This is a genomic window from Mucilaginibacter sp. JRF (assembly GCF_015223065.1).
Lineage (GTDB): Bacteria > Bacteroidota > Bacteroidia > Sphingobacteriales > Sphingobacteriaceae > Mucilaginibacter.
The window spans coordinates 846,899-859,542 of record NZ_JADFBY010000001.1 but is presented as its reverse complement, the minus strand read 5'-3'; the positions used below and the strand labels follow the sequence as shown (position 1 = coordinate 859,542).

The following is a 12,644-nucleotide window of genomic DNA, read 5'->3' as shown; positions in this document are numbered from 1 at the left end:
AAAACAATTATTTATATGATTTTCAAATATTTACAAAAAACATAAATACAATTCAGTTTAAATCAACCCTTCCTCCATACCTATCCCAATTCCGTAACACAGACACCCTCTATTTGGAATGCTTATAAATAAGCGGTTCATTTGCGGCATGAAATCATACATTAAAAATGCAACAGGAAGCTTATGTTTAACATTAGGCTTATTATTGTTTGCAAACGGCGCCTTAAAAGCACAGGACGTTAAAGTTGTTAAAGATCTACAAGCTATCTCAAAAGTTTATTTCAGCATAGACAAAGGCACCGTAGTAACCGGGGCAGATACCGCTTCGGCAAACTGGGATATCGCTATACAGCGCACCAATATATTAGTGAACAGCGGCACCAGCGGCAAGGGTATAACAACAGCGCAGTTATTAAAGGATACATCCTTTGATAAGGTAACCGCAGCTCCGGCCGATGGATATATTGAAGATTCGGCAGAAGCCAAGGCCGTGCCACCGGGCACCGGCAAAGGCTGGTATTTATACGATATGACCAATCATACCATTAACCCTGCTCCCGGACGCGTTATTGTAGTAAAAACCGCATCGGGAAAGTATGCCAAAGTCGAGATATTGAGCTATTACAAAAACGGCGATGGCGACCCAAGTCATTACACCTTCAGGTACGCGTTCATCAACAAAGCCAACTAACAGCATCATGAAAAAGCATTTCATTATTTTATGCGTGTTGCTGGCCACGTTGCAAACAGTTATAGCGGCTGTGCCAAAACGCATCATCACCCTGAATAATACACTTACCGAAACAGTTGATGCATTAGGGCTTGGTAAAAACCTTGTCGCGGTAGATGTTACCAGTATTTACCCCGCTTATGTACAAAAACTACCAAAGGCAAGCCGCAACCGTTCGGTATCGGCAGAGGGGCTGTTATCTTTTAGTCCGGATATTGTGCTTGCAGCCTATGGTAGCATTAGCAAAGAGGTTGAATATCAACTAACCGCGGCAAATATTAAAGTGGTACAAATTAAACAGGCCTATTCGCCAGCGGGAACTTATCAACTAATAAAGGATGTTGCTACCGCCCTGCAAGTACAAGCCAAAGGCGAAGCCCTTGTTAAAACATTGCAAGCCAAAGTGAACAAGGCCATAAACTTTGTAAAACAGCACCCTAAAAAAACTAAGGTATTATTTATTTACGCCCGCGGGACCGGTGTAATGATGGTAGCCGGAAAGAATACCAGCGTTGATGCCATGATCAGTTTAGCAGGCGGACAAAACGCGGTATCTGGTTTTGATGATTTTAAGCCTTACACTACCGAGGCCCTTGTTGAATCCAACCCTGATGTGATACTGATGTTTGATTTTGGCCTCAGCAGTTTAGGCGGTGTTGAAAGCACTTTAAAAATGCCAGGCATGGCGCAAACCAACGCCGGTAAAAACAAGCGCATTGTACAAATGGATTCAAACCTGTTGGTAGGTTTCAGTACTCGGCTTGATCAGGCTATACTCCAACTCCATAGCAAATTCTGATGAATAAAAAGCTCTTTTATACATTAGTAATTGCAGGGATAGTATTGGCGGGTATACTTTCAGTTGGCTTAGGGGCGGTAAGCATCCCTCCTGTTGAAGTAGCTACATTACTTTTTAATAAGATGCTGGGTGTTAAGGATGACCAGGCTAATTTGCAGCACGAGGCCATTGTAATTATAGTACGCCTACCCCGTTTGCTGCTTGGCTTGCTGGCCGGTGCGGCATTAGGCATTTCGGGTGCATCTATACAAGGTATATTTCGTAACCCATTGGCCGAACCGGGATTGATCGGTGTATCGGCCGGGGCTTCATTAGCTGCTGTAGCGGTTATCGGGCTTGAGGGCGTGCTGTTCGCCGGGTTGAGTAACCTGCTTGGTTACTACCTGCTGGCATTCGGCGCTTTTGCCGGGGCCGGGGTTACCGCGCTCATCATCTACAATATATCAAAACACGAGGGGCGGCCAAATATCACTACCATGTTGTTGGCTGGCATCGCCATTAATGCCTTAGCCGGGGCTTTAACCGGTCTTATCACCTACCTTGCTTCTGAGCAGCAGTTGCGTAATATTACCTTTTGGCTGCTGGGCAGCCTGGGGGGCGCTACGTGGCAAACCATAATCGCCTTATTACCCTTTGTGCTGATACCTACTATTTTGTTACCCTTTTCGGGCAAGGCATTGAATGCTTTTTCGCTTGGTGAGGCACAGGCCGGTTATTTGGGTATCGATGTAGATAAGGTTAAAAAGCGGGTGATACTATTATCAACCATGGCAGTAGGTTCGGCGGTATCGCTCACTGGTATTATCAGCTTTGTGGGATTATTGGTTCCGCATATTGTTCGCCTGGTAATTGGTGTTGATAACACGCATGTGCTGCCTGCATCGGCTTTATTAGGCGCTTTAATGCTTACCATTGCCGACCTGATAGCCAGAACCATAATCGCCCCTATTGAATTGCCTATTGGTGTAATAACCGCTTTAATTGGCGCGCCGGTATTTTTGTATATACTGATACGCGATAAACGTAAACTCATTATCTGACAACATGCTTACAGTAAACAACATATCGTTTTATGCAGGCCAGCGCACATTGGTGAGTGATGTATCATTCAGTATCAGGCCGGGCGAAATGGTGGCTTTGTTAGGTGCCAACGGTGCCGGTAAATCAACCCTGCTTAAAATGCTGGCGGGGATGCATAAACCGGCTAAAGGCCATGTAGTATTTAACGGCAAAGCGCTTAACGAATACTCCACAACCGAACTGGCTAAACACCGCGCGGTACTTAATCAGCAAAACAATGTAAGTCTGCCATTTACCGTAGGCGAACTGGTAATGATGGGGCGTTACCCCTACTTTAAAAATTCGCCATCAAAAAATGATGAGGATATTGTGAATGAGGTGATGGATGCTGCGGGTATTACATCGATGGCTGAGCGATCATACCTTACCCTGTCGGGTGGTGAACAGCAGCGGGTACAATTGGCACGTTCGCTGGCACAATTATGGGAGCAAAAAAAGGCGCTGTTACTGATGGATGAACCGGTTACGGGCATGGATATATTGTATCAGCAGCAAACGCTGGCTATCCTAAAATCAATGGCGCGCAAAGGGCACATGGTGGTATGTGTATTGCACGATATGAACCTGGCATCCCATTACGCCGACCGTGTGCTGATGCTTAAAAACGGCCGCAAATGGTATGATGGTACGCCGCAGGAAATATTACAGCCCAAGCCCGTGTACGAAATTTTTGAGGTTGAGGCCGATATTGTGATCAACCCATCAACATTAAAACAAATGATAATGCCGCGCGAAGTGGTGTTCAACTATAAACAACAAAATTTAAACCCTACGGATATGGAATCAACACAAAACGCCTTGAAACAAAGGTACACTGAATACAAGGCCGAAAACCCTAAGAAACGCATACGCGAAATAGCAACCGACCTTAATGTTAGCGAGGCTGAACTGGTAGCCACCGGCATTGGTGAAACTGCTATCCCCCTGAAAAAAGACTTTGAGAAATTACTTAAACGCGTGCACGATCTGGGTTATGTAATGGCGCTTACCCGTAACGAATATTGTGTTAGCGAGCGTAAGGGTGTTTACGAAAAAATATCATTCACCCCGCATGCCGGTTTAGTTTTGGGTGAGGATATTGATCTGCGCTTATTTATGCAGAACTGGCAGTTCGGCTTTGCTGTTAATGAGAATGACAGGCGCAGTCTGCAATTTTTTGATAAAGCCGGTACAGCGCTGCACAAGATCTACCTAACAGATAAAAGCAATGAACAAGCTTATCAAACTTTACTGAACGACTTTACCGATAACACCGTGCAAGCTATACAGGTTGCCGCCAAAACAAGCAGACCTAATACCGAAATGCCTGATGATGCCGTACAGATAGGCGATTTTCAAACCGCGTGGAAAGGCATGAGCGACAGCCATGAGTTCTTCGGCTTGCTTAAAAAGTTCAATGTATCGCGCACACAAGCGCTACGTTTAGCACCTGAGGGATTTGCCCGTAAACTCAATGCAGAGAATTTCAGGAAAGCCTGCGAACTATGTTCTGGCGAAAATGTACCGGTGATGATATTTGTGCCTAATCACGGTTGTATACAGATACATACCGGCAACATTAACAAGCTGGTTGAAATGGGGCCCTGGTATAACGTGCTCGATCCGGAATTTAACCTGCACCTGCGCATGGATGCCATTGCCGAAACATGGCACGTTATAAAACCATCAACCGATGGCGATGTAAATTCGATAGAATTGTATGATGAGAATGGCGATATGATATTACAAATGTTTGGTAAACGCAAACCTGGCGTGCCAGAACTTAATGAGTGGCGCGAAGTGATTGCCGGTTTGGAGCCTGTTACCGAACCTATAAATTAAAATCAGGAAGCTCTCCTCGGGCGTTTGCCCCTGCGTTCGGCAACGGCAGCTACCGCATAACCGGCCGGACGCACGGGCTTACGCTTTTGTTGTTGCTGCTGTGGCGGCGCTGATTGCTGAGGCGGTTGTTGCCTGTCGGCCAGGCGTACGCTTATAGTACGATCGTCAATTGTACCGCCATCAAGAGCCTTGATTACGGCAGCGGCGCTCAGTTCATCAACCATATTGATAAATCCGTAACCTTTGCTTTGTCCGCTATTAATATCGGTAATGATCTTAACAGAAGCCACGTGGCCATACTGGTGGCATATTTCAGAAAGCTCGGCCTCCTCCATGTCGCGGGGAATACCCACGATAAAAAGTTTCGTCATGTGTGTTTGCTATATCAGAATAACAACGAAAAGTGTGCCACTAAATTTTACAGGCTAAAAACTAATCGTATCAACCACAAAAATAGAATTAGAAGTGTAATATATACACACTATGCAGATAATTTTATACAGTGCTGACAGTGCAGCAATTACTATTTTACATGCTGCATTAATCGCCCTACAGGGTAACGTAAAAATGTCTGCTCAAAAAACGGCGAATTCTGGTAAATAAACTCCAGCTGTGCAGCCGCACTCTCTGCCATTTTAGGTTGAGCAGTTTTTGCCGAATCCAACTTTCTTTGCATATCGGGGTGTGTTTTAAGATACTCGAAAGCGATATCCTCAAACACATAATCCGAATAGTGTTCTTTTTGCCCCAACATCGAATCAAAAAATCCCCAGGCAAAAAATGAATCCACACCCTGCGGCTCCAAAGTTTCAACAATGTAGCGATTTACAGGCTGATCTGTATAAACCAAATAATCGCCTTTGTAAAACCTCACCTTGTTATTATCCACCGTTTTTAACGATACATCATAGTGCAGATAATGGCCTTCATAAGGTTTGGGCCGGGTTTTGTAATCGGCTATATAATACGTTTGCACAGTAAGCGTGGTATCGTGCTGTAACTGCTGCATGGTTACCTTATTCAGCTTAAACAACTCAATAATTTTACCCCAGGCCTGCGGAATAACATAAACCAATGGCTTTTGTACGGTTACCGTGGGCTTATAGGTGTTGTAATATTTTATCTGCTTTGAGAATGGCTTGCTCCTATCGTAATACAACCTTGGCAACCCACTTATATCGCTTGGTTTATGGCCGGCCTCAAAACCTTTAAAGGTTATCATATCAAACTTATCGGCATCAAGTGCCCAGTTAAGGGCATAGCTTTGCTGTTGGGCTACAGCGGCATCGGTTTGTTTTTTCAGCTCGCCTATCTTTTTGGCATCACGCTGGCAAATATCTATCAGGCTTTGCATAAAAGTATAAGTCGCGTATACCTTTTTATCGTAAGGCTTGAGCATGTGGGTTTCGGTCATGTAACTGATTACGTTATGCTGTGCCCCGTACCCTGTTGAAAACCTCGGCGTTTCGAGGAAAGCTACAATACCCGAGTCGGGTGTTTCTTTCATGCTTTCCACATAAGGCGTCATTTCATAACTACCGGCGGCCATTCGTTTGTATAATTCGGGCGATAGCGTTTTGGATGTATAGTCGGCCAGTATCGGGTTCTGCTTATCCTTTTGAGTTTCTATCAAAGTCATTACATACTGATAGTCAGCACCATTACTCGCGTGATTATCAAGTAAAACTTCGGGCTGCCAGGTATTGAATATCTGCATAAAAGCCAGCGCGTTACGACTATCGGCTTTGATAAAATCACGGTTAAGATCCAAGTTGCGGTAATTCCCTCTGAAACCATAAGCCCGTGGTCCGTTCTGGCTGATGCGTGATACTCCCCTGTTCAGGCTACCATCAATATTATATAAGGCGATGAAGCAAAGCACCACATCATTGGGTAGTTTTTTATTCTTGAGCAAATCTCGGGTAAGCATCATGCTGGCATCAATACCCTCCGGCTCACCGGGATGTATACCATTATTGATGAGTAAGACACGTTTATTCTGCTTTTTTATTACAGCAGGATCAAAAACCCCATTTTTTGAAAGCACCACCAGCGTAAGCGGTTTACCTACATCTGTAGTTCCATAATTTATCAGGTATAATTGTTTAGGATATTGTTTAGCCAGCGCATTGTAATAAGCTATAACCTCGGCATAAGTAGCAGTATAGTTTTTGTCGTTGCTTTTTTCGAATGGTGTTAACTGGGCAAAGGCCGTGATTGAAACGGCAGTTAAAATTATAAATAAGAAAAGCTTTTTTAGATGTGCTGATATGTAACGATGCATGGTCGCAAAGGTACATCCTTGATCAGAATTTTCAGGATTTAAGGATGAACAGGATTTTTTGACCAATTCTCTCCTTTACAAATTATCCAACCTATTATGTCATGCTGAGCCTGTCGAAGCACTCGCCGCTTAGTTAAGCCCACGCTCACCCTTCGATAAGCTCAGGGTGACAGGCCATTTTCTTTTGTAATCAAAATTAATTCTGTAAATTATCAAATTCTGAAAATTCTGGTTCAGACAAACTACAAATAATTCACATAACGCTCCTCAAAACTACCATCATCATACAGTTCGATCAAACCATAACCATTTTGGGTTTCCCTAAGAATGCCATCCCACCAGGCGCCGCTTACCGCACCATCGCATATATAGGTTACATTATTATATTCCAAACGCTCGCGCAGGTGGATATGCCCGCTCAGGCATAGCTTTACATTTGGGTGCTGATAGAACAATTTGATAATTTTTGATACATCGGTATGCATATCGCCACCCAGCATTTGCCATCGGTTAACAATATCATCCTCTATCAGGTTAGTGGCCGTCAATATCGGTATGTGCGACATGATGAGTACCGGTGTTTTAGCATCGGTATTTTTCAGTTCCTGCTCCAGCCAGCTAAATTGCGCATCGCCAAGCTTACCGATATACCAGGTACCATCAATATCCAGATTCACGCTATCCAGTATGATGAATTTCCAGCCATTCTTTATCAGGCTGTAGTATGGCTTGGTGAGTTGTAACTGATCAAGCGAGTATTGCTTGCCGTATACAGCCTGGCCCTTGTTGTTCTCGTTCCACCAAATATCGTGGTTACCTAAACAGTAAGTCATAGGCAAACTACAATCGTTTTTCAGCATATTTTTATACAACTTCCATTGGGCATTGATGGTGTCCATGCTTTCCTTGTTCATATCGAATACGATGTCGCCACCGTTCAATATCATATCCACCTTTGGGGTTTGTTGCTGCACGTGATGCAGGCACTTGGCAAACTTAGCGGGCGCGCCAAGCTCATTCTTTAAATGAATATCAGTTAAATGCGCAACCCGCAATACCCGTTTACGTGCCGGGTTGGGTGCAGCGAATGTTATGGATGGCGCTAACAAGGCCGCGCCAATGGTTTTTAGTACCGATCGTCTTTGCATGGATAGATGTTGATATTTACTATCCGGCAAAGCTATCGGCACAAATTATATTTGACGAGCAATGAATGTTATGAAATGGTTAACTACCTGTACAGGCATCGATGTAACAAACAATATACTTTAGCCAATAAATATTAAAACTATCTTGCAGCACATCAACCCGTTTAAGCTATTAATCATGAAATACGGTATTCCTGTAGCTGTTATACTAATTTTAGGCGCATGGTTATTGATGCCTCCGAGCCAGTCTGCAAAGGCTGATAAACCGAAAGCCGCTGCCAAACCCAACGTTATTGTAATATATACTGATGATCAGGGCACGCTTGACCTGAATATATACGGGGCAAAGGATCTGGAAACGCCTAATCTTGATGCATTGGCAAGGCGTGGTACACGCTTTACTAACTTTTATTCGGCATCGCCGGTATGTTCTCCCTCAAGGGCATCGATGCTTACAGGAAGATACCCGCAACGAGCCCAACTGGCAGGCAACGCAAGCAGCACGCACGATGAGGCGGGTATGCCGGGCAGCCAGTTCACCATGGCCGAACTATTTAAACAAGGCGGATATAAAACCGCGCACATTGGTAAATGGCACATTGGCTACACGCCCGAAACTATGCCTAACCAGCAAGGGTTCGATTACTCGTTTGGCTTTATGGGCGGATGTATTGATAACTACTCACACTACTTTTATTGGGCCGGCCCCAACCGCCACGACCTATGGCGTAACGGTACCGAGATATGGGAGCCCGGCAAATATTTTCCGGATATGATGGTGAGCGAAGCCGGCAAATTCATAGAAGAAAACAAGAACGCGCCGTTCTTTATGTACTTCGCCATTAATAGTCCGCATTACCCGTTGCAGCCCGAGGTGAAGTGGATTGAGCATTATAAGGATCTGCCGATGCCTCGTAAACTTTACGCGGCATATATATCAACCATGGATGAGAAGATAGGGTTACTACTAAAAAAACTGGATGAACTGGGCATTGTCGACAATACCATTATTGTTTTTCAGGCCGATCAGGGGCATTCAAAAGAGGAACGTACCTTTGGCGGTGGCGGATATGCAGGCCGTTATCGTGGTTCAAAGTTCAGTTTGTTTGAGGGTGGTGTAAAAGTACCTGCTTTTATCAGCTGGCCGGGGCACATTCAGGCCAATGCCGTGCGCAGCCAGTTTGCCGCAAATATCGACTGGTTCCCAACCCTTGCCGAATACTGCAACATTAAACTACCTGAGCGCAAATTAGATGGCAAAAGTTTGGTAAAAGTTATAGGCTCAGCCAGGCACGCATCACCGCACCCAATATTTTACTGGCAAAGTCAGGGTTCAAAAACCAACCCGCAATGGGCAGTACGCGAAGGCGACTGGAAGTTATTGCACAGTCCATTAGAATCAAAAGAAAGTGAACTGGATGCCGAAAAGCTAATGCTGGTGAATATGAAAACCGATAGCGCTGAAACCACTAACATTACCGCGCAACACCCGGACGTGGTTAAAAAGCTGCATAAAAAGTATCAGGACTGGATACGGGAAGTGGAAACACAATAAGCGTTATTCATTTTACTTTACACACTTATTGCAAGGGTATGCTAAAGTAAAAGGTTGATCCATGTCCAAAATCACTATCCACCCATATTTTTCCGTGATGATGCTGAATGATCTCGGCACATAGGTAAAGCCCTATACCAAAACCTGATATGGATTTCATTTGATTACCGCTTACGCGATAATAACGGTCAAACAGTTTTGATATATCATTAGGTTTAATACCCATACCCTCATCGCGCACACTTACCTGAACGTTGCCATTGTTTTGCGTGCAGGTAACGTAGATGGTTGTACCAGGGTCAGAATATTTTACCGCGTTACTTATCAGGTTATTGAGCACATGGCCTATTTTATCCTTATCTGCTTCAACAATAACACTTTCAATAGGATCAAAAATTATATTATGGGTTGATATGGTTGCGTTGCATTCCTCGCTGGCCTCGTCCATTAGTTTGGCTATATCAAAGATTTGCTTATCAATATATATCTTTCCTGATTCCAGCCTCGATACATTGAGGAAGCCATTAATCATGGCGGTCATCTTCTTGATCTGCAAACTGGCCTTGCTTAACGCGCCCCCGGTAAACTCATCATCGTTTTTACGGGCGTGCATCTGCAACATTTGTATATACGCGGTTACTGATGTAAGCGGTGTTTTAAGCTCATGGCTTACCATCCCGATAAAGTCATCCTTGCGCTGCTCATCCTTTTTACGTTCGGTAATATCCTGCAAGGTGCCGTTCAAACTTATAGGCTGGCGTTGCAAATTAAACGTGGCTTTACCTTTAGCCTTAACAATACGTGGCATCAAGGTTACCGGATTAATGATGGTATATTCTTCATCATAATTACCGCCCGACTCATAACTGAGCGCGCCTTGTATAGCCTTGATCACCCTGTCTCTGTCCTTATCGGCAATAACATCAGTAGCCAGGTTGAGGTCTATCTCATCAGCGGGCTGCAAACCGAACCATGATTTTAGCAGATCGTTCCCTGAAAAACGGTTTGTACCCGGATCATAATAGAACGTACCTAATTCACCGGCATCAACTGCCAGGTTCAGCATATCCTGCATGTGCATGGTTTGCTGGCGGGCAATCATTTTTTCTGTTATTTCTTCCAGCAAAACAATTATACCGGTTATCTCTCCCCCGGCATTGCGTATGGGTTGATAGATGGAGTTTACATAAGCCTCACGGAGTTTATCGCCATCTAATAGCATCACCCTAAACTCGTTGTTTACCTTGGTGATGCCGGTGTTATATACATCATCAAGCCATTGATAAACAGGCTGCCCATCCAGTTCCGGCCGGGCTATGTGGTGCGGTTTATTGATAACATCTTCCTCTTTTCGTCCCCATATTTTAAGGATGCTTGAGTTGGCAATTTCAATAACATGATCGGGGCCGGCAAGTACGGCAATCCCCAAAGGAGCCTGATCGAAAATACCCAACAAGCGGCTTTCGCTTTCAACCAACCTGTCATTAGAGTTTTTTAATTGTGATTGCGTAATAGCGAGTTCCTCATTCGTGGCCAGCAATTCTTCGTTAGCCGCCTCCTGCTCCTCATTAATTGCCGATAGCTCGCTGTTAAAATCATGCAATTGAACTTCGTTACGTTCAAGCTTTTTGCGGGCATCAACTATCTCGGTAATATCTATCACCGATACCATCACGGCTTCAACACTACCATCAGGATCAAACAGGGGGCTGTAGGTAAAATTAACATATACCTGCTTCAGGTTACCTTCAACGTCTGATATAAAGACTTCGATCTCAGGCACATTTAGTTGCTCGCCTGTATCAAACAGGTTTTTAAGCATTTGCGGAAACGGCTGATCTGCCAGCTCAGGGAAAGCATCCATTAAACGCTTGCCAACAATCTGCTCACGGGTTCGGCTCCAAATGGCCAGCATAGGCTCGTTAGCAATTTCAACAACCAGGTTGCGACCCTTAATTATGGTCATGCCCACAGGCGCGGTCATGATCATTTGAGTGAGGCGATGCTCACTGTATTCTATTTGTTTTTTAAGTGTGTTTTGATCGGTAACATCATTCGCAACGATCATTACACTGATCACCTGCCCTGATGAGTTTTTTACAGGCTGATACACATAATTGTGAAAACCGAAGCCATATTGATCGGTATAATCAATACCTGTAACAGTATCGTACCCCAGTACCGATTCGCCGCTAAGCTTTACGTGTTCCAATATTTGGATAAGCGCTTTCGCCTCATCAGTACGCAAAATATCATTTAAATTTTGGCCGATCGCCTTTTCATCAGTACCCCAAAGTTCAAGTAAACGAGAGTTTGCCGTATCAATATTATAGTTTCCGCTATCAACAACACCAACTGCTACCGGTGCGCCTTCTAATAATATACGTGCCTTAGCTTCGGTAATGGCAAGTTCATCATGAGCAGAGTTAAGCTGCTCGTAAGTACTCTTCAGCTCATCATTCGTAGTAACCAATTCCTCGTTAGTGGCCAGGTACTCCTCGTTCAGAGAATATAATTGCTCATTAGTTGATTGGTATTCTTCGTTTAGGGCGGTTAATTCTTCGTTTGCAAGCGCAAGTTCATCGTTAGTAACCGAATGCTGCTCATTCAGCGACTGTAGTTGCTCATTGGTTGACTGGTATTCCTCGTTAATTGCGGTCAGTTCTTCATTGGTAGCAGCAAGTTCATCGTTCAATTGCTGCTCAATCCGTTCGCGCTCCTCAACCAGTTTCCAGGCCTTTAAACGCTCAGTAACATCTGTAGCGGTATGTAATAAACTATATGTTTGCCCTTCATCGTTTAATATCGGGCGGTATTCAAAATCAAAGTAAAAGGTTTGTACTTTTCCGTCAACCTCAATATCGGCAGGCGAATCCTTAGCTATAAAGCTTTCACCCGTACGCCAAACTTTTTGCAGCAATCCAGCAAATTGCTGGCCTTTCATTTCAGGAATAGCCTCCTCAAATGTTTTACCTATAACTGTCTGGTCTTTCCCCCAAATAGCGATCATGGCATCATTAGCAAAAGCAATATGTAATTGCTCATCGCTGTAAATAGCCATGGCGTCTTTTGATTGCGCCAATACTTTTAGCAGGGCATCACTACCCAATACCTTGTTTTGGTTCATTATAATTAGGGAGAAACAGTGCATAAAGATAATGGTTTTATTATAACGATAATAGATTACTACCACAGAAAAGCACAACCATTGCTTTAAAAAAACCGTA

General features: G+C 44.1%; 9 protein-coding genes. 5 read left to right on the top strand and 4 right to left on the bottom strand.

Going from position 1 to position 12,644, the window contains the following annotated elements:
* Positions 1-148: 148 nt before the first annotated feature.
* The 4 genes from IM792_RS03505 to IM792_RS21255 are packed head-to-tail and all read left to right on the top strand — an operon-like array spanning position 149 to position 4,430.
* Entirely contained in the window at positions 149-691 is a 543-nt protein-coding gene (locus tag IM792_RS03505) for an HmuY family protein (RefSeq protein WP_194100311.1), read from the top strand.
* Between the two features lie 7 nt (positions 692-698).
* A complete protein-coding gene (locus tag IM792_RS03500; protein ID WP_194100310.1) occupies positions 699-1,529 on the top strand; it encodes an ABC transporter substrate-binding protein in 831 nt (276 codons plus the stop codon).
* Positions 1,529-2,569, top strand: coding sequence for an iron ABC transporter permease (locus IM792_RS03495; RefSeq protein WP_194100308.1), 1,041 nt, complete (start codon positions 1,529-1,531; stop codon positions 2,567-2,569). Before IM792_RS03500 ends, IM792_RS03495 begins: the two co-directional genes overlap by 1 nt.
* Before the next feature lie 4 nt (positions 2,570-2,573).
* Positions 2,574-4,430 (top strand): heme ABC transporter ATP-binding protein, encoded by a 1,857-nt coding sequence (locus tag IM792_RS21255; protein WP_228084915.1) that lies wholly within the window; start codon positions 2,574-2,576, stop codon positions 4,428-4,430.
* Positions 4,431-4,432: 2 nt separating this feature from the next.
* On the opposite strand, the gene IM792_RS03480 is transcribed toward IM792_RS21255, so the two are convergent.
* The 3 genes from IM792_RS03480 to IM792_RS03470 all read right to left on the bottom strand — a co-directional run bounded on the left by IM792_RS03480 (position 4,433) and on the right by IM792_RS03470 (position 7,862).
* Positions 4,433-4,801: an RNA-binding protein gene (locus tag IM792_RS03480; RefSeq protein ID WP_194100307.1), complete on the bottom strand. Its 369-nt coding sequence runs from the start codon at positions 4,799-4,801 to the stop codon at positions 4,433-4,435.
* A 152-nt stretch (positions 4,802-4,953) separates the two neighbouring features.
* A complete protein-coding gene (locus tag IM792_RS03475; RefSeq protein WP_194100305.1) occupies positions 4,954-6,714 on the bottom strand; it encodes a M14 family zinc carboxypeptidase in 1,761 nt (586 codons plus the stop codon).
* Between the two features lie 242 nt (positions 6,715-6,956).
* Positions 6,957-7,862: a metallophosphoesterase gene (locus tag IM792_RS03470; protein ID WP_194100303.1), complete on the bottom strand. Its 906-nt coding sequence runs from the start codon at positions 7,860-7,862 to the stop codon at positions 6,957-6,959.
* Positions 7,863-8,040: 178 nt separating this feature from the next.
* On the opposite strand from IM792_RS03470, the gene IM792_RS03465 reads away from it, so the two are divergent.
* Positions 8,041-9,417: a sulfatase-like hydrolase/transferase gene (locus tag IM792_RS03465; RefSeq protein WP_228084914.1), complete on the top strand. Its 1,377-nt coding sequence runs from the start codon at positions 8,041-8,043 to the stop codon at positions 9,415-9,417.
* 25 nt (positions 9,418-9,442) lie between these two features.
* Here IM792_RS03465 and IM792_RS03460 read toward each other — a convergent pair whose 3' ends face one another.
* The gene (locus tag IM792_RS03460) at positions 9,443-12,544 is read right to left on the bottom strand and encodes a PAS domain-containing protein (RefSeq protein WP_194100302.1); all 3,102 of its coding nucleotides are present in this window, start codon (positions 12,542-12,544) and stop codon (positions 9,443-9,445) included.
* Positions 12,545-12,644 lie beyond the last annotated feature (100 nt).